The sequence below is a fragment of the Frateuria flava genome (assembly GCF_017837635.1).
Lineage (GTDB): Bacteria > Pseudomonadota > Gammaproteobacteria > Xanthomonadales > Rhodanobacteraceae > Frateuria_A > Frateuria_A flava.
Window position 1 is genome coordinate 35,933 of sequence record NZ_JAGJRS010000008.1, and the last position, 17,983, is coordinate 53,915.

The 17,983-nt window shown below is 68.0% G+C and carries 18 protein-coding genes; all 18 read left to right on the top strand.

Annotated features, from left to right (window positions below; all coding sequences use genetic code 11):
• Nucleotides 1-108: 108 nt before the first annotated feature.
• The 18 genes from flgB (at nucleotide 109) to fliE (ending at nucleotide 17,980) form a co-directional block, all read left to right on the top strand.
• Nucleotides 109-513 (top strand): flagellar basal body rod protein FlgB, encoded by a 405-nt coding sequence (gene flgB, locus J7I44_RS03565; RefSeq protein WP_209615873.1) that lies wholly within the window; start codon nucleotides 109-111, stop codon nucleotides 511-513.
• Nucleotides 513-935, top strand: coding sequence for a flagellar basal body rod protein FlgC (flgC, locus tag J7I44_RS03570; protein ID WP_209615876.1), 423 nt, complete (start codon nucleotides 513-515; stop codon nucleotides 933-935). The genes flgB and flgC overlap by 1 nt, the downstream gene beginning before the upstream one ends.
• Before the next feature lie 9 nt (nucleotides 936-944).
• Complete coding sequence (locus tag J7I44_RS03575) at nucleotides 945-1,589, top strand: flagellar hook assembly protein FlgD (protein WP_209615879.1); 645 nt, start codon at nucleotides 945-947, stop codon at nucleotides 1,587-1,589.
• Between the two features lie 19 nt (nucleotides 1,590-1,608).
• Nucleotides 1,609-2,829, top strand: coding sequence for a flagellar hook protein FlgE (flgE, locus tag J7I44_RS03580; protein ID WP_209615882.1), 1,221 nt, complete (start codon nucleotides 1,609-1,611; stop codon nucleotides 2,827-2,829).
• Between the two features lie 21 nt (nucleotides 2,830-2,850).
• The gene (gene flgF, locus J7I44_RS03585; RefSeq protein WP_209615885.1) at nucleotides 2,851-3,591 is read left to right on the top strand and encodes a flagellar basal-body rod protein FlgF; all 741 of its coding nucleotides are present in this window, start codon (nucleotides 2,851-2,853) and stop codon (nucleotides 3,589-3,591) included.
• Between the two features lie 18 nt (nucleotides 3,592-3,609).
• Nucleotides 3,610-4,395, top strand: a complete 786-nt coding sequence (gene flgG, locus J7I44_RS03590) for a flagellar basal-body rod protein FlgG (RefSeq protein ID WP_209615888.1) — start codon at nucleotides 3,610-3,612, stop codon at nucleotides 4,393-4,395.
• Nucleotides 4,396-4,407: 12 nt separating this feature from the next.
• Nucleotides 4,408-5,085 carry a flagellar basal body L-ring protein FlgH gene (gene flgH / locus J7I44_RS03595; RefSeq protein WP_209615891.1) on the top strand — a complete coding sequence of 226 codons (678 nt, stop codon included), beginning with the start codon at nucleotides 4,408-4,410 and terminating at the stop codon, nucleotides 5,083-5,085.
• An 8-nt stretch (nucleotides 5,086-5,093) separates the two neighbouring features.
• A complete protein-coding gene (locus J7I44_RS03600; RefSeq protein ID WP_209616008.1) occupies nucleotides 5,094-6,380 on the top strand; it encodes a flagellar basal body P-ring protein FlgI in 1,287 nt (428 codons plus the stop codon).
• 17 nt (nucleotides 6,381-6,397) lie between these two features.
• Nucleotides 6,398-7,495, top strand: a complete 1,098-nt coding sequence (gene flgJ / locus J7I44_RS03605; RefSeq protein WP_209615894.1) for a flagellar assembly peptidoglycan hydrolase FlgJ — start codon at nucleotides 6,398-6,400, stop codon at nucleotides 7,493-7,495.
• A gap of 216 nt (nucleotides 7,496-7,711) precedes the next feature.
• A complete protein-coding gene (gene flgK, locus J7I44_RS03610) occupies nucleotides 7,712-9,580 on the top strand; it encodes a flagellar hook-associated protein FlgK (RefSeq protein ID WP_209615897.1) in 1,869 nt (622 codons plus the stop codon).
• Nucleotides 9,581-9,594: 14 nt separating this feature from the next.
• On the top strand, nucleotides 9,595-10,788 hold the full coding sequence (gene flgL / locus J7I44_RS03615) for a flagellar hook-associated protein FlgL (protein WP_209615900.1): 1,194 nt from the start codon (nucleotides 9,595-9,597) through the stop codon (nucleotides 10,786-10,788).
• Between the two features lie 266 nt (nucleotides 10,789-11,054).
• Nucleotides 11,055-12,464: a flagellin gene (locus J7I44_RS03620; protein ID WP_245187902.1), complete on the top strand. Its 1,410-nt coding sequence runs from the start codon at nucleotides 11,055-11,057 to the stop codon at nucleotides 12,462-12,464.
• A 64-nt stretch (nucleotides 12,465-12,528) separates the two neighbouring features.
• On the top strand, nucleotides 12,529-13,935 hold the full coding sequence (gene fliD / locus J7I44_RS03625) for a flagellar filament capping protein FliD (protein ID WP_209615908.1): 1,407 nt from the start codon (nucleotides 12,529-12,531) through the stop codon (nucleotides 13,933-13,935).
• 15 nt (nucleotides 13,936-13,950) lie between these two features.
• Nucleotides 13,951-14,361: a flagellar export chaperone FliS gene (gene fliS, locus J7I44_RS03630; protein WP_209615911.1), complete on the top strand. Its 411-nt coding sequence runs from the start codon at nucleotides 13,951-13,953 to the stop codon at nucleotides 14,359-14,361.
• On the top strand, nucleotides 14,358-14,642 hold the full coding sequence (locus tag J7I44_RS03635; RefSeq protein WP_209615913.1) for a flagellar protein FliT: 285 nt from the start codon (nucleotides 14,358-14,360) through the stop codon (nucleotides 14,640-14,642). The genes fliS and J7I44_RS03635 overlap by 4 nt, the downstream gene beginning before the upstream one ends.
• Before the next feature lie 480 nt (nucleotides 14,643-15,122).
• On the top strand, nucleotides 15,123-15,677 hold the full coding sequence (locus J7I44_RS03640) for a PilZ domain-containing protein (RefSeq protein ID WP_209615916.1): 555 nt from the start codon (nucleotides 15,123-15,125) through the stop codon (nucleotides 15,675-15,677).
• A gap of 378 nt (nucleotides 15,678-16,055) precedes the next feature.
• Nucleotides 16,056-17,483: a sigma-54 dependent transcriptional regulator gene (locus J7I44_RS03645; protein ID WP_209615918.1), complete on the top strand. Its 1,428-nt coding sequence runs from the start codon at nucleotides 16,056-16,058 to the stop codon at nucleotides 17,481-17,483.
• A gap of 173 nt (nucleotides 17,484-17,656) precedes the next feature.
• Nucleotides 17,657-17,980: a flagellar hook-basal body complex protein FliE gene (gene fliE, locus J7I44_RS03650; protein ID WP_209615922.1), complete on the top strand. Its 324-nt coding sequence runs from the start codon at nucleotides 17,657-17,659 to the stop codon at nucleotides 17,978-17,980.
• The last annotated feature ends 3 nt before the right edge of the window (nucleotides 17,981-17,983 follow it).

The window sequence follows — 17,983 nt, forward strand, 5'->3', positions numbered from 1 at the left end:
AAAACCCGACTCAACGCGCAAAGCCAGTCACGCCAAGGCTTCGCGACCCCATGGCACACAACTTGCCTCCAGCCCCGTGCGGACGAACCAGCCGCGCGGAGGCAAGCGATGAGCCAACCCATCGACAACCTGTTCGGCATGCACACCGGCGCCATGGCGCTGTGGCAGCGCCGTACCGAAGTGCTGGCCAGCAACCTGGCTAATGCCGACACGCCCGGGTACCTCGCCCGCGACGTCGACTTCCGCAAGGCACTGGCTGCCGCCGGCAGCAGCGGCGACGGCAGCCTGCCGCTGGCCGCACCGACCGCCGGCCAGATCGATCCGGTGGCGCAGGCGCGCGACACGCTCGCCTACCGCGTGCCGACCCAGCCGAGCATGGACGGCAACACCGTCGACGCGCAGCAGGAGCAGGCCGCCTTCGCCGCCAACAGCGTCCATTACCAGGCAAGCATGGCCTTCATCACCGCGCAGATCCGCATGCTGCGGACCGCGATCACCGGAGGCCAGGGCTGATGTCGCTGTTCAACGTCTTCAACGTCGCCGGCTCGGGCATGGCGGCGCAGTCTACCCGGCTCAACACCGTGGCCAGCAACCTGGCCAACGCCGACAGCGTGGCCAGTTCGCCCGACGCCGCCTACCGCGCCAAGGAGCCGCTGTTCGCCGCGATCCGCAACGGCCTCAACGGCCAGCCGGCCGACGCCGGCAGCGAGGGCGTCAAGGTGCTGGGCGTGACCGAAAGCCCCAACGCCATCACCAGCCGCTACGAGCCGGGCAACCCGCTGGCCGATGCCGACGGCTACGTCTACCAGAGCAACGTCAACCCGGTGGACGAGCTGGTCAACATGATTTCCGCCTCGCGTTCGTACCAGAACAACGTCGAGGTGATGAACACCGCGCGCCAGCTGATGCAGAAGACGCTGGACCTCGGCAAATAAGGAACGGCCATGAGCGACCTCGCCATCAACTCCAACACGGCCGCCGGCGCCGCCAGCGCCCTGGGTCAGACCAAGACGCTGAGCCAGTCGGACTTCCTCAGCCTGCTGATCCAGCAGATGCGCAACCAGGATCCGACCCAGCCGATGGATTCCTCGCAGATGGTCAGCCAGCTGGCGCAGATCAACCAGGTCTCGGCCACGCAGAACCTGCAGACCTCCTTCGACGCGCTCGCGCAGTCGATGCAGGGCAACCAGTTGCTGCAGGCCTCCAGCATGGTCGGCCGCGACGTCACCGTGCCCTCGGCGGTCGGTCGCCTGCAGGGCGGCAGCCTCGATGGCGCCGTGAACGTGCCCGACGGTGGCGGCCGCACGCTGGTGCAGATCGTCGACAACGCCGGCAACGTGGTGCGCAGCATCGACCTGGGCACGCAGACCGCGGGCCTCACCGACTTCCACTGGGACGGCACCGGCAACGACGGCCAGCCGCTGCCCCCGGGCACCTACGGCCTGGCCGCGCAGACCGGCAATGCCGCGGTGGCCACCTATGTCACCGGCAAGGTCGCCGGCGTGGGCATGACCAGCGCCGATGGCGCCTATCTCGACGTGGACGGTTTCGGCGGCGTGCTGCTGAGCCAGGTCGCGCGCGTCAACTAATTCATCAGGGGAAACACCGATGGCTTTCAATATCGCGCTGAGCGGCCTGAACGCGGCCTCCAAGGACCTCGAGGTCACCGCCAACAACATCGCCAACACCGGCACCACCGGTTTCAAAGGCTCGCGTGCCGAGTTCGCCGAGCTGTACAACTCGGCCGGGCGCAACCTCTCGGCAACGGCCATCGGCAGCGGCGTGCGGCTGGCCGACGTGGCGCAGCAGTTCGCCGCCGGCAACGTGGAGAACACCGGCAACAGCCTGGACTTCGCGATCAGCGGCGACGGCTTCTTCACCATGCGCGACGGCAAGGGCTACTCCTACACCCGCGCCGGCGCGTTCAACCAGGACAACAACGGCTACGTGGTCAACACCTCGGGCCAGCACCTGCAGGTGTTCCCGCCGGCCGGCAACGGCTTCGACACCAGCACCATGGTCGACCTGCAGCTGACCAACGCGCAGAGCGCGGCGAAGGCGACCGGCAGCGTCCAGATGTCGCTGAATCTTCCTTCGGACGCCACCGCGCCGACCACCACGCCGTTCAGCCCGACCGACGCGCTGAGCTACAACCAGGCCACGCCGTTCACCGCCTACGATTCGCTCGGCGCCACCCACAACGGCACCGTGTACTACGTCAAGGACGCGGCGGCGAACACCTGGAACGCCTACCTGTACGTCGACGGCGTCTCTGCCGGCGCGCCGCAGACGCTTTCCTTCAACACCAGCGGCGCGCTCGCGACGCCGGCCGGCGGCAAGCTGAATTTCGGTGCGTTGGCGGTGAGCCCGGGCGCCGATCCGCTGACGCTGTCGATCGACGTCAACAAGGTCACCCAGTTCGGCAACGCCTACGCGCTGAGCTCGATCAACCAGGACGGCTACCCGAGCGGCACGCTGTCGGGCATCGACGTGTCCAGCGAAGGCGTGGTGCAGGCCAAGTATTCGAACGGCCAGGCCGTTTCGCTGGGCCAGCTTGCACTGGCCAACTTCAACAACCTGCAGGGCTTGCGCCAGCTCGACAACACCGGCTGGGCGGCCTCGTTCGATTCGGGCACGGCGATCATGGGCGTGGCGGGCCAAGGCACATTCGGCGCGGTGCAGTCGGGCGCGCTGGAAGCATCCAACACCGCCGACCTCACCGCGCAGCTGGTGAACATGATCAAGGCGCAGCGCAACTACCAGGCGAACGCGCAGGTGATCTCCACCGACGACAAGCTGACCCAGACCATCATCAACATCCGCAACTGACGCTGACGTCCGGAGTTCCGCATGGATCGTTCGCTTTACGTCGCCATGACCGGCGCCACGCAGATGATGCGGGCGCAGACCGAAGTGGCGCACAACCTCGCCAACGCCGACACGGTCGGCTTCAAGGCGCAGATGTCGGCTTTCCAGGCGCTGCCGGTGCAGGGCCCCGGCCTGCCCACGCGCATCAACGGCGTGGCGCAGGGCGAAGGCGTCGACCTGCGCGGTGGCGCCGAGATCCAGACCGGCCGCGAGCTGGACGTCGCGGTGCAGGGTGACGGCTGGATCGCGGTGCAGGCGGCCGACGGCAGCGAGGCCTACACCCGCGCCGGCAACCTGCAGCTCACCGCCGACGGCCTGCTGACCGATTCGCGCGGCAACCTGGTGCTCGGCGATGGCGGCCCGATCAGCCTGCCGCCGGCGACCCAGGTGTCGATCGGCAACGACGGCACCGTCTCGGTAGTGCCGACCGGCCAGGGCCCGGAAACGATCGCCTCGGTCGGCCGCCTGAAACTGGTCAACCCGCCGGCGAACCAGCTCGCGCTGGGCAGCGATGGCCTGATGCACCTGGCCGGTGGCGCCACCGCGCCGGCCGACCCGGCGGTGGGCGTGAAGTCCGGCGTGCTCGAGTCGAGCAACGTCAACCCCTCGCAGACGCTGGTGCAGATGATCGAGCTGTCGCGCCAGTACGAACTCCAGGTCAAGGCGATCAAGAACGCCGATGACAACGCGCAGTCGGCGACCCGCCTGCTGTCGCTCACCTAAGTTTTTCAGGAGACAACCATGTTCTCTTCCCTGTGGGTCGCCAAGACCGGTCTGGATGCGCAGCAGACGCGCATGGACGTGGTCTCGCACAACCTCGCCAACGCCAACACCACCGGCTTCAAGAGCTCGCGCGCCTCGTTCCAGGACCTGGTCTACCAGAACCTGCGCCAGCCCGGCGGCCAGACCACCGAGCAGACCAACGCCCCGTCCGGCCTGATGCTGGGCACCGGCGTGCGCGTGGTCGGCAACGAGAAGCTGTTCACCCAGGGCAACATCGAGCAGACCGGCAACTCGCTGGACCTGGCCATCCAGGGCCGCGGCTTCCTGCAGGTGACCATGCCCGACGGCACCATCGCCTACACCCGTGACGGTTCGCTGCACATGGACCAGAACGGCCAGGTGGTCACGGCCAACGGCTACGCGGTGGATCCGGCGATCACCATTCCGGCCAACGCGCAGTCGATCACCATCGGCAGCGACGGCACGGTCAGCATCACGCTGCCCGGCCAGGCCGCGCCGCAGCAAGTGGGCACCGTGCAGCTGGCGGACTTCATCAACCCGGCCGGCCTGCAGCCCAACGGCGACAACCTGTACCTGGAAACCGCCTCGTCGGGCTCGCCGCAGATCGGCCAGCCGGGCCTGAACGGCCTGGGCACGCTGGCGCAGGGCGCGCTGGAAAGCTCGAACGTCAACGTGGTCGAGCAGATGGTCGACATGATCGAGACGCAGCGGACCTACGAGATGAACTCCAAGGCCATCTCCGCCGCCGACCAGATGCTGCAGTTCCTCACCAACAAGACCTGAGCGTAAGCCGTCATGTCCCTGTTCCGCCTTTCCATCGCTGCCCTCGCGCTGGCACTGCTTGCCGGTTGCGCGGCGATGCCCGCGCGCGACGACGGCGCGTGGGCGCCGACCCCGCCGATGCAGCCGGAGATCGCCGCCGCGCCGGCCGACGGCGCGATCTACCACGACAACCAGAACATGGAGCTGTTCGCCGACGCCCGCGCGCACCGGGTGGGCGACATCCTCACCATCGTGCTGGTGGAAAGCACCCAGGCCAGCAAGAAGGCCAGCACCAGCACCAGCAAGAAGGACAAGGCCGACGTCGCCGCGCCCACGATCATGGGCAAGGACCTGACCATCAACGGCAACCCGCTCAGCGTGGGGCTGGACAGCGAACGCAACTTCGACGGCAGCGGTTCGTCCAGCCAGTCCAACCAGCTCACCGGCCAGATCACCGTCACCGTGGCGCAACGCCTGTCCAACGGCAACCTGATCGTGCGCGGCGAGAAGTGGCTGACCATCAACCAGGGCCAGGAACTGGTGCGCATCGCCGGCATCGTGCGCCCGCAGGACATCGGCCAGGACAACACCGTGGCCTCCACCCGCGTCGCCGACGCGCGCATCAGCTACACCGGCCGCGGCACGCTGGCCGACGCGAACACGCGCGGGTGGCTCTCGCGCTTCTTCAATTCCAAGTGGATGCCGTTCTGATGAACGCCATGAATTCCAGCCCCGCGCGCACTGCTCCCTCTCCCCTCCGGGGAGAGGGCTGGGGTGAGGGGTCGATTGTCGCGAGTGGCATTCGTCTGACGCGCGCTGCTTTTGCGTCTCTCAAGCGTCGCCTGCACAACCTTGTCTGCAAGAGTGGCCCCTCACCCCAACCCTCTCCGCGGAGAGGAGAGGGAGCTGGTCTGAGGCTCGCGTTCGGCCTTGCTCTTTGCCTGCTGGCCGCCCCGACTCACGCCGACAAGATCCGCGACCTCGCCTCCGTCGGCGGCGTGCGCTCCAACCAGTTGATCGGTTACGGCCTGGTCGTGGGCCTGGACGGCTCGGGCGACCAGACCACCCAGGCCCCGTTCACCACGCAGAGCCTGGAGAACATGCTCCAGCAGTTCGGCATTACCGTGCCGCCGAACGCGCGCCCGCAGCTCAAGAACGCCGCGGCGGTGACCATCACCGCCGAACTGCCGCCGTTCGCCAAGCCGGGCCAGGTCATCGACGTCACCGTCGCCTCGATTGGCAATGCCAAGAGCCTGCGCGGTGGCGAGCTGCTGATGTCCCCGCTGCGCGGCGCCGACGGCAACGTCTACGCGATCGCCCAGGGCAGCGTGGTGGTTGGTGGCATCAGCGCGCAGGGCAAGAGCGGCTCCAGCGTGCAGGTCAACATTTCCGCCAGCGGGCGCATTCCCAATGGCGCCTCGGTCGAACGCAGCGTGCCCAGCTCCTTCAGCGGCGCCGGCGACCTGATGCTCAACCTCAACACCCCCGACTTCACCACCGCCGCGCGCGTCGCGCAGGCGGTCAACGCCGCCTTCGGTGCCGGCACCGCCACGCCGGTCGACGGCGGCACCATTTCCGTGCGCGGCCCGCAGGATCCGGCGCAGAAGGTCGCCTGGCTGGGCATGATCCAGAACCTGGACGTCACCCCGGGCGATGCGCCGGCACGCGTGGTGGTCAACTCGCGTACCGGCACCGTGGTGATCGGTTCGGACGTCAAGGTGACCGCCGCCGCAGTGGCGCACGGCGCGATCCAGGTCACGATTAGCGAGCAGCCGCTGGTCAGCCAGCCGCAGCCGTTCTCGCGCGGGCAGACCGCTGTGGTGCCCAGTTCCGACGTGCAGGTCAGCGAGGACGGCGCGCACATGTTCAAGTTCGGCCCCGGCGTCAGCCTGGACACGATCGTGCGCGCGGTGAACCAGGTCGGCGCCGGTCCCAGCGATCTGATCTCGATCCTGCAGGCGCTCAAGCAGGCTGGCGCGCTTCATGCAGAGCTCGTGGTGATCTAGCGACACGCGACGGAAAAATGACGCCCGCCAACGCCTCCCTGCCGGCACTCGACACCTGGACCGACCTGTCCGGGTTCAACCAGTTGCGCGCGCAGGCCAAGGGCGACGACCAGGCGGCGTTGCCGAAGGTCGCGAAGCAGTTCGAGGCGATCTTCACCCAGATGATGTTGAAGTCGATGCGCGAGGCGAACGCCAGCTTCGGCGACAACGACGTCGGCGACAGCCAGCAGGGCAAGGCCTACCGCGACCTGTTCGACCAGCAGCTTTCGCTCTCGCTCTCGCAGGGCAACAACGGCCTGGGGATCGCGCGCATGCTGGTGCGCCAGCTCGGCGGCAAGGACGCCGAGCCCAAGCCCGAACCGACCACCGACAACAAGGCGCTGCTCGCCAGCGTCGCCGCCGGCGCGCTGCCGGGGACGGCGGCCGCCAGCCTGTTCGGCCCGCTCGCGGCCGGCGCCGAGGCTGGCACCCGCGCACTGCTTCATCTGGGCGAAAGCGCCGCCGGGCAGGGCGATGGCCTGTTGCCGCTGACCGCCGATGCGAACGCAACGCAGGGTTGGCGCGCCACGCTCGGCGAACTGGCCCAGGGCGCGGTCAACGTGGTCAGCAAATTCATTCCGGGCGACCCGGCCGGCTTCGTGCGCGCGATGGCGCCGCACGCCCAGGCCGCTGCCGACAAGCTCGGCGTCTCGGTGCGCGCGCTGCTGGCGCAGGCGGCGCTGGAGACCGGCTGGGGCAGGCACCTGCCACATCGCCACGACGGCTCCAGCAGCTTCAACCTGTTCGGCATCAAGGCCGGCGGCAGCTGGGACGGTGACAAGGTCAGCGTGCCCACGCTCGAGTACGAAGGCGGCGTGGCGGTGCGCAAGCGCGACAACTTCCGTGCCTACGGCAATCCGTCCGAAGCCTTCGCCGACTACGCGCGCATGCTCTCCGACAACCCGCGCTACGCGCAGGCGCTGGGCAAGGGCGAGAACATCGCCGGCTTCGCCCATGCGCTGAGCCGCGGCGGCTACGCGACCGATCCGTCCTATGCCGCCAAGATCACCGCCATCGCCAATAGCCCGCAGATGCGCGAGGCGTTGGCGGCGCTGGATGCGGGGTCGTTCAAGTGAGGTGTCAAGTTGCCGTCACAGGGGGCATGACGCATGCCTCCCCGCAAGGGCGCCCCCATCCGCCTGTCGGCACCTTCCCCCGTGGAACGGGGGAAGGCTCGATGGGCCGCATCCCGAATCCTTCCCCCGTTCCACGGGGGAAGGTGCCCGAAGGGCGGATGGGGGCGAGCTTGCCTCGGCCCCCGCGCCCGCGCGTCACCAAAACGGAAAACCCCCATGGCTGACCTGCTTTCCACCGGCGTCTCCGGCCTGCTCGCCGCCCAGGTGGGCCTGAGCACCACCGGCCACAACGTCTCCAACGCCAACACCGACGGCTACAGCCGCCAGCAGGTGACCTTCGCCGCGCGCGCGCCGCAGGCCGAGGGGCGCTATTACGTGGGCACCGGCGTGGATACGCAGGCCGTGCAGCGCGCCTACAGCCAGTACCTCAACACCGCGCTGTGGTCGGCGTCCTCCTCCAAGGGACGCGCCGACGCCTACCAGGCGCTGACCGACCAGCTCAACAACCAGCTCTCCGGCAGCAGCAACCTGCAGTCGTCGCTGGATACCTTCTTCGGCGCGGTGCAGGACGTGGCCAATGCCCCGGCCGACGCCTCCGCGCGTGGCGTGCTGCTCGCCCGGGCCGGCGCGCTGGCCAGCACCTTCCGCGCGCTGTCCGGCCAGTTCGACAGCCTCGATGGCCAGGTGCAGCGGCAGGTGACCGACACGGTCGCCTCGATCAACAGCGACAGCGCCGCGATCGCCAAGCTCAACGAACGCATCCGCTCCTCCACCGGCGCCGAGCCATCCGACCTGCTCGACCAGCGCGACGCGCTGATCAGGAAGCTCTCGGGCGAAGTGGGCATCAGCGTGGCGACGCAGAACGACGGCACGCTCAGCGTGTTCGTCGGCAACGGCCAGGCGCTGGTGAGCGGCACGCAGTCCTACGCGTTGGGCACGGCGCCGAACACCTACGACGCGACGCGCCTGGAGATCGTCGACAAGGGCACCGGCGCGGTGCTGAGCGGACGCATCGGCGGCGGCACCCTCGGTGCGCTGCTCGACTTCCGCAGCAACGTGCTCGACCCGGCGCAGAACCAGCTCGGCCGCGCCGCGCTGGCCATGGCCGATGCGTTCAACGCGCAGCACGCGCAGGGTGTCGATCTCAACGGCCAGGTCGGCGGTGAATTCTTCACCGTGGCCGGCCCCACCGTGCAGGCGGCCAGTGGCAACGCCGGCAGCGCCACGATCTCGGCCAGCATGGCCGACCTTGGCGCGCTGGGCAGCCAGGACTACACGCTCTCCTTCGATGGCAGCGCCTGGAATCTCAAGGACGCCAGCGGCGCCGCGGTGGCCATGACCGGCACCGGCACCGCGACCGACCCATTCGTGGCCGGGGGTTTGAACTTCGTGGTCGGTGGCGGTGCAGCCAGCGCGGGCGACAGCTACCGCATCCAGCCCAGCCGCAACGCCGCCGGCAGCATGGCGGTGGCGATCACCGATCCCAACAAGATCGCGGCCGCCGTGCCGCTGCTTGGCAGCGCGGCCAGCGCCAATACCGGCAGCGGTGCGATCGGTTCGCTCACGGTCGCCGACGGTACCGACCCCAACCTGTTCACCGCATCGAACATCGTCTTTTCCTCGCCCACCAGCTACAGCATCGACGGCGGCCCGGCGCAGACGTTCACCTCCGGCACGCCGATCGTGCACAACGGCTGGAGCCTGACCCTGGACGGCGCGCCGGCCGCCGGCGACAGCTTCGGCGTCAAGGCCAATGCCAACGCGCGCGGCGACAACGCCAACGCGCTCAAGCTCGGCGCGGTCGCCGATCTGGGCGTTCTCGATGGCGGCGCCACCAGCGTCGGACGCGCCTACGGACAACTGGTCGGCCAGGTCGGCAGCGCCGGTTCGCTGGCCGACGATGCGGCCAAGACGCAGGGCGCCGTGTTCAACCAGGCGATGGCGGCGCAGCAGAGCGTCAGTGGCGTGAACATGGACGAGGAGGCCGCCAACCTGGTGCGCTTCCAGCAGGCCTACCAGGCATCGGCGCAGATCATCACCGCCGCCAACACCGTATTCAACGCGCTGCTCGGCGCGTTCAAGTAAAGGATCGCCAAGCCATGCGCGTCTCCACCCACTGGATGCAGCAGCAGTCGGTCAACACGATGATGGACCGGCAGGGCGACCTGTCCGGCATCCAGACCCAGATGGGCACCGGCAAGCGCATCAACCAGCCCTCCGACGATCCCGTAGGCGCTGCGCGCGCGGTCGAGCTGACCCACCTGGGCGCCGACACCGCGCAGTACCAGCGCAACATCACTTCAGCCAATGCGCGACTGGGGCTGGAAGACCAGGTGCTCGGCTCGGTCAACAACGTGCTCGGTCGCGTGCGCACGCTGCTGCTGCAGGGTATGAACGCCACGCAGACCGACGAGTCGCGCAGCGACATGGCGGCCGAGATGGTGCAGTTGCGTGGCCAGCTGCTGGGCATCGCCAACAGCAAGGATTCGCAGGGCGATTACATCTTTGCCGGCAACCGCACCGGCGCACAGCCATTCATGTCGCAGGGCGGTGGCGTGAGCTACGTCGGCGACGAGGGTCAGCGCATGGTGGCCGCGGGCCCCGGCCTGCAGGTGGCCACCGGCGACCCCGGCAGCGGCATCTTCATGAACGTCGCTACCGGCAACGGCACGTTCGCTGTCGCAGCCGGCGCCGGCAACAGCGGCACCGCCGTGGCAGGGGCGAGCAGTGTCGTCGACGCTGACGCGTGGGATGGCGCCAGCTACCAGGTCACCTTCACCGCCGCGGACACGTTTGAAGTACGCGATGGCGGCGGCGCACTGGTCACCAGCGGAAGCTATGACGCCGGCAAGGGCGGCACCGTTGCCTTCCGCGGCGTGCAGGTGGCGTTCTCCGGCACGCCGGCGGCAGGCGACAGCTTCAGCGTGGCGCCCTCGTCCAACCAGAGCATGTTCGACACGCTGGACGGCATCATCGCCACGCTGACCAAGCCCGGCAGCGGCGGCGCAGACATGCAGAACGCGCTCAACGGCCAGCTGGCCAATCTCGACCAGGCGGTCGGTTCGGTCATCGAGGCGCGCGCTGCCGTAGGCGGGCGCATGAACGCGCTCGACCAGCAGGCCTCGCTCAACGACGACCTGACCCTGCAGTACAAGAGCGCGCTGTCCAACGTGCAGGATCTGGATTACTACGATGCGGTGAGCAAGCTGAGCCTGCAGAGCTCCGCATTGCAGGCGGCGCAGCTGACCTTCAGCAAGCTGCAGAACATGTCGTTGTTCGACTACATCAAATAGCGCACGACTCTCCAGTAGCCCGCTTGCGGGCGACGTCTTTTTTTTTGCGAGATCAAGGCAGAAGCATCGCCCGCAAGCGGGCTCCCGCAAAAGGTTGGACCTCGTTTCGCGCGCGATTCGACAAAACATCGAAAAAAGCAGTTGACCCACTCAAGTTTCCATGATTGACGTCGAAAAAGGTCCTGAGGCGGCGGTGTTCCCCACGGAATCCCCGCTGGCTACCACCGCCGGCCACCGGCACTAAGACCCTATTCGGAGAAATTCCCATGGTCATGAGCGTCAACACCAACATCAGCTCGCTGAACGCCCAGAACAACCTGGCGAAGTCGCAGAGCAAACTCGCCACCGCGATCGAGCGCCTGTCCTCGGGCATGCGCATCAACAGCGCGAAGGACGATGCCGCCGGCCTCGCCATCTCGACGCGCTTCACCACCCAGATCAACGGCCTGAACCAGGCCGTCAGCAACGCCAACGACGGCATCTCCCTGGCGCAGACCACCGAGTCGGCGCTGAACGAGGTGACCAACAACATGCAGCGCATCCGCCAGCTGGCGGTGCAGTCGGCCAACGCCACCAACTCCGATTCCGACCGCCAGGCGCTCAACGCCGAGGTCGAACAGCGCTTGGCCGAGATCACCCGTATCGCCACGCAGACCACCTTCAACGGTCGTCACGTGCTGGACGGCAGCTTCGGCAAGGCCGCCTTCCAGGTCGGCGCCAACGTCGGCGAGACGATCTCGGTCAACCTGAGTCAGGGCGTCAAGACCAGCCAGGTCGGCCAGATCGCCACGGCCAGCTCCAGCGCCTTCTCCACGGGCCTGAAGATCGACGGCGACCTGACCGTGCAGATCGGCAGCGGCAGCACGGTCAACGTCGCCAAGGGCACCTACACGTCCGTGGACGACCTGGCCAAGGCGATCAACACCGCGGCCAGCAAGGCCGGTGCCACCGGTGACGTGGCCACCGTTGCCGCCTCCGGCGAGCTGACGATCACCAACCCCTCGGCCACCGACGCGGTGACCTTCGCTGGCCAGGTGGCGACCGATCTGGGCATCCCGACCGTGGCCGGTGGCGGCGCCGCTGCCGACAGTACGGGTGCTGCCGACGCCGTCGGCGACATCATCCTGGGTTCGGGCGACCTGACCCTGAAGGTCGGCGACGGCGCAGCCGTGGCCATCGGCGCCGGCACCTATCACGGCGTGCAGGAACTGGCCGATGCGATCAACGCCAAGGGCATCAACGGCCTGCACGCCTCGGTGGACGAGAACAACAAGCTGCAGCTGGCGGCGCAGGACACCCTGGTCGTCGGTGGCACCGATGCCACCAAGGCCGGCCTGACGGCGGGCACCAACGTGCTCGACGGCGCGCTGAGCGACGTCAACATCAAGACGGTCTCCGGTGCGAACGACACCATCGACCGCATCGACGCGGCGCTGGCCTCGATCAGCTCCATGCGCAGCGACCTCGGCGCGGTGCAGAACCGCTTTACCTCCACCATCGCCAACCTGCAGACCATCTCGCAGAACCTGTCTGCCTCGCGCAGCCAGATCCAGGATGCGGACTTCGCGGCCGAGACGGCCAACATGTCCAGCGCGAACATCCTGCAGCAGGCCGGTGTCTCGGTGCTGGCCCAGGCCAACTCCACCACGCAGAGCGTGCTCAAGCTCCTGCAGTAACCGTTGCAGACCGGAGGCGGCCGCGGCAACGCGGCCGCCTCTCCCTTGAAAGGAACCCAGGCCCATGGCAGTCACCGTAAGCTCAACCTCCCCCACGACGGGTTTGCTGACTTCCATGGGCGTGGGCTCCGGCATCGACGTCGAAAAGCTCGTCACGACCCTGGTCAACGCCAAGAAGAAGCCGCAGCAGGACCAGATCACCAACCAGGCGACCGCCACCAACACCGAACTCTCCGCGCTGGGGCAGGTCAGCTCAGCGCTGTCCGCGCTGCAATCGGCCCTGGCGCCCCTGAAGGACGGCAGCGCCTTCAACGCACGCTCGATCAGCAGCTCGGACAGCACCATCGTCTCGGCGGGCAGCGCCGCCGGCACCGCCGCCGCGGTCAGCGGCAGCTACAAGATCGATGTCACCAAGCTCGCCAGCGGGCTGAAGGCCAATTCCGGTGCCTTTGCCAACGCCAATACGGCCGTGGGTACCGGGACGCTCACGCTGGCGGTGGGCGGCCAGTCGATGAGCCTGTCCCTGGACGACAGCAACAATTCGCTTGCGGCCATCCGCGATGCGATCAACAAGTCGCCGGACAACCCCGGCATCGCTGCAACCATCGTCACCGGCGACGATGGCTCCCACCTGGTGCTCAGCAGCACGCGCACCGGCGCGTCCAACGGCTTCACGGTAAGCAGCAGCGGTGGCGACGGCGGGCTGGCCGCGCTCAACTACGATCCTGCCGCCTCCAGCGGCAATGCGCTCAGCGTGATAAGTGCGGCCCAGGACGCCCAATACAGCATCGACGGACTGCCCGCCCACAGCGCGAGCAACACCGTGGACGGCGCCATCGACGGGCTGACGCTGGCTCTTGCCAAGGAAGGGACCAGTACCGTCACGGTCGCCAACGATGGCTCGAAAGCCACCTCGGCGCTGAGCAACCTGGTCAACACCTACAACAGCTTCGTCGGCATCTACCAGGCGCTGACCCGTTACGACACCACCAGCGGCAGCGCCGGTGCGATGATCGGTGACGCCACGCTCAACGGCATCAGCGCCAAGCTTGCGCGCGTCGTCAGTGGTGCCGCCAATGGCGCGACGCTTGCTTCCATCGGCATCTCGCTGCAAGTGGACGGGACGCTCAAGCTCGACAGCGACAAGCTTGGCACGGCCCTGTCCGACGGCGGCGCCAAGGTCGCCAACCTGTTCGGTGGGGACGGCGGCTTCAGCGCGCTTCTTTCCGGCCAACTGGACCAGTGGATGGGCGACTCGGGCGTGATTGCCGGCCGCACCAAGGACCTGAGCGCCAAGCTCAAGGACCTCGGCGACCAGCAGAAGGTGCTCGACAGCCGCATGGCCGATCTCACCGCGCGCTACCAGGCCCAGTTCACCGCGCTGGATACGCTGATGAGCAAGCTCAACAGCACCAGCAGCTACCTCACCCAGCAATTCGACGCGCTCACCGCGGCGGCAAAGAACAAGTAAGCGAGGAAAACCATCATGGCATTCGGATATGGCGCCGGCGCTTATCAGCAGATCCGCTCGCACGGCGGCGTGGAGTCGGCCGACCCGCACGGCCTGATCACGCTGCTGATGGACGGCGCGCTCGAGCGCCTGGTCACCGCACGCGGCCACATGCAACGCGCCGAGATCGGCCCCAAGGGCGAACTCATCGGCCGCTGCATCGAGATCATCGGCGGCCTGCGCGATGCGCTCAACCACGAGGTCGACACGCCGCTGGTCGGCCAGCTCGACCAGCTCTACGACTACATGAGCCGCCGCCTGCTGCACGCGAACCTGCGCAACGACGTCGGCGCACTCGACGAGGTCAGCACCCTGTTGCAGAAGGTGCGCAACAGCTGGGTGCAGGTGCCGCTGGAAGCCCGTCGTCCCGCCGGCGCCGCCGCGTGAACGACGCATTGCCGCTCGCCCTGGCGATGACGCTAACCCGCGCCATGCTCGACGCGGCCCGCGTCGGCGACTGGGAACAACTGGTCGCACTGGAGGCCGAACGCCATCCGTTGGTCATGCGGCCGGTGGCACAGGACGAGGACAGCGTGCGCCAGCTGGGCGAACTGCTTGCGCTGGACCGGGAACTGAACGCGCTGGTCGCGCAGGCGCGCGACCAGGCCGGGTCGCAATGGCAGGCCGGACAGGATCGCGCCCGCGCGATCGCCGCCTACGGCGGCTGACGCCCTGCACCTTCGTGCCGCGGCCATGGGCCAAGGCGTGCGGAAGTGGCATCAGATGGCCCTTGCTCCCTCTCCCCTCCGGGGAGAGGGCTGGGGTGAGGGGCCAGGGCTTGCGGGAAGTTGTGTACAGGCCCTTGCGCCCTCTCCCCTCCGGGGAGACGGCTGGGGTGAGGGGCCAAGGCTTGCGGGAAGTTGTGTACAGGCCCTTGCTCCCTCTCCCCTCCGGGGAGAGGGCTGGGGTGAGGGGCCAAGGCTTGCGGGAAGTTGTGTACGAGCCAGATCAGGTCTAGCTGTCGGGACGAAAATCAGGTGGGCTCGACAGAAGCTCCCCCGCGAGCCCCGGCCCCTCACCCCAACCCTCTCCCCGGAGGGGAGAGGGGGCAATCGTCGTCCTTGCGGACGGCTGTCATTTAATAAGAGCGGGGCCGGCCCGCCGCTTGCATACTCACCCCCGATGAACCCCGCCGTCGGAGAAACGACATGACCGCCAGCGCCTGGAACGAGTTCGAGCAGCGCCTTGCCTGCGAGGACAGCTGGCATGCCGACAGCCAGGCGCTTGCCTGGCCGCTCCCCGAAGGGCTCGCCCAGCGGCTGGCGGAGCGAAACGCCGCCGCGCTCGCTTCGGTGGCCGCGCTGGAAGAACGCCGCGCCGAAAGCGCCGACGACGACAATCCGGTGATGCAGGAACTGTCGAGGCTGGACGCCAAACTCAACGCGCTGATCGACATGATCAACCGCATGGCCACGCCCGCCGACGCGCTGCCGCCGCGCCAGGCGTTGCGCTTCAACGCCATTGGCGCCGTATTGCCGGCGGCGCTGGTTCCCGCCGGCGAGGGGCTGCTGTTGCGCCTGCGTTTCGACGCCTGTCCGGGCATGCCGCTGGAGCTGCCCGCGCAGGTGGCGCGTCGGTTCGACGACGGCAGCGTCTTCGTCGCCTTTCACGCGCTCGGCGATGGCGTCGCAGCGTCACTCGAACGGTTCGTGTTTCGTCACCACCGACGCAAAGTGGCAGGTGCGCGTCAGGCCGGGATCTGACCGGCCGCCGTCGCAGCGTGAGCGCTGCACGGCCAACACGTGAAGCACTTCACAGAATCACCACATCCCGCGTCGTCCGTTTGACGGCCGCCCGGGGTGACGGTGTCGTGCTGTGTCACTCCGCCGACGGATGCCTGGCGCCGGCAAACCGTCGCCGATGCTCGGTTCCCGCGTAACGCCATGTCGACACAATCTTCACATGTGACGCATTAGGGCCACTCGCCCGTCCGCGGACAGGCGCAACAGCCGCGAACGCTGGCCTTCTTCTTGCTCCCTCCCTCGCGTGACCGGTGACGGAAAGCCGGCAGTCCAAGAAGTACGAACACTGCAGGACAGCCGGCGGTTCGTCGTTCAGCGCGTCAAGCGGAGGCATACACAATGAGCAAGGTCGATTTCCTGGTGATCGAGTCGAACGAGTCGCGGGCCGAATGCATCCTGTCGGCGTTGCACTTCCTCGGTTATCACCCGCAGCGGGGCGAGGACTGCACCGCCGTGGAGGAGTCGACCCACGCCTGGCGTGCCGTCTACGTCGGTACGGTCGAGGACGCTGAGGAGGCCGAGCGCCAGTTCGCCCTGCTGGGCGATGCGGCCAGCCACGTGCCGGTGCTGCTGGCCAGCGACTCGGCCTGGGCGGCGCGCCTGTGTGCATCCAGCTCGCCGTTCGCCGCCCGCGTCGGCATGGTCGAGTTCCCGCTGCGTTACGAGCAGCTGGCCGAAGTGATGCGCAGCCTGTACGCCCGCCTGCTCGGTGGCCGTCGCGGCGAGTTGCGCTTCGTGGGCGACTCCGCGCCGATGCGCCGCGTCAACGCGCTGATCCGCCAGGTCGCCCCGTTCGATTCGTCCGTGCTGGTGCTGGGCGAGTCCGGCACCGGCAAGGAGATGGTCGCGCGCACCATCCATGAATGTTCGCCCCGTCGCGACAAGCCGTTCGTGGCGATCAACTGCGGCGCGATCCCGGCCGAGTTGCTGGAAAGCGAGCTCTTCGGCCACGAGAAGGGCGCCTTTACCGGCGCGATCAGCACCCGCAAAGGCCGCTTCGAGATGGCCGAGGGCGGCACGCTGTTCCTCGACGAGATCGGCGACATGAGCCTGACCATGCAGGTCAAGCTGCTGCGCGTGCTGCAGGAACGCGTGTACGAGCGCGTCGGCGGCAACAAGACCCAGCGCTGCGACGTGCGCATCATTGCCGCCACCCATCGCAACCTCGAGCAGGCGATCGCCGAGGGCAAGTTCCGCGAGGACCTGTTCTACCGGCTCTCGGTGTTCCCGCTGGAAATGCCCGGGCTGCGCGAGCACCTGGACGACCTGCCGGTGCTGATCAACGAATTCAACCAGCGCCTGGCGCGCCGCGGCCTGGGCAGCGTGCGCTTCTCCGCCGGCGCGGTGAACGCGCTGCACCAGTACGCCTGGCCGGGCAACGTGCGCGAGCTGTGCAACCTGGTCGAGCGCCTGGCGATCCTCTACCCGCACGGCGAGATCCGCGCCAGCGACCTGCCGGAAAAGTACCGCGGCCGCCAGGCGGTGGAAGAAGTGCAGGGCGCCTCGCTGCTGGCGCTGATGGACGGTGCGCCGATGCCTGCCGCGATGGCCGCCGCCGTGGCGGTGGCGCCCGACGCGACCGTGCTGCCCGAAGGCGGCCTGGACCTGAAGGACCACCTGGCCGACATCGAGGTGGGCCTGATCCGCCAGGCGCTGGATATCACCGGCGGCGTCGTCGCCCACGCGGCGAAGCTCTTGCACATGCAGCGCACCACGCTGGTCGAGAAGCTGCGCAAGTACGGGCTGCAGAACAGCCTGGCGGCCTGATTCCGGCGCCAATGGTCAATGGTCAATGGGGAATCGTTGGCGCGCTCAAGCGGCCATGCGCGCCGAGGAACGCTTCTGCGATTGACCATTGGCCATTGACCATTCCCGGCCCCTCACTGGCACACCTCGTGCAACCCCTCCCCTGAAAACCCGCCACGCGCCGGAAACCCGACATGAGCACGATCGACGTCAACAACCTGCTCGCCCAGATGCGCCAGATCTCCAGCCAGGTGCGCCCGGCGGAGAGCGCGCTGAAGGCGGCGCCGGCGGCGAAGGCGGACTTCGGCGCGCTGCTGAAGGAATCGATCGGCAGCGTCGGCCAGAGCCAGCAGCAGGCTGGACAGATGGCGGCGGCGTTCGAGCGCGGCGATCCGGGCGCGGACCTGGGCCGCACCATGGTGGCGATCCAGAAGGCCGATCTCTCGCTGCGCACGATGACCGAAGTGCGCAACAAGCTGGTCGATGCCTACAAGGAAATCATGAACATGCCGGTGTGAGCA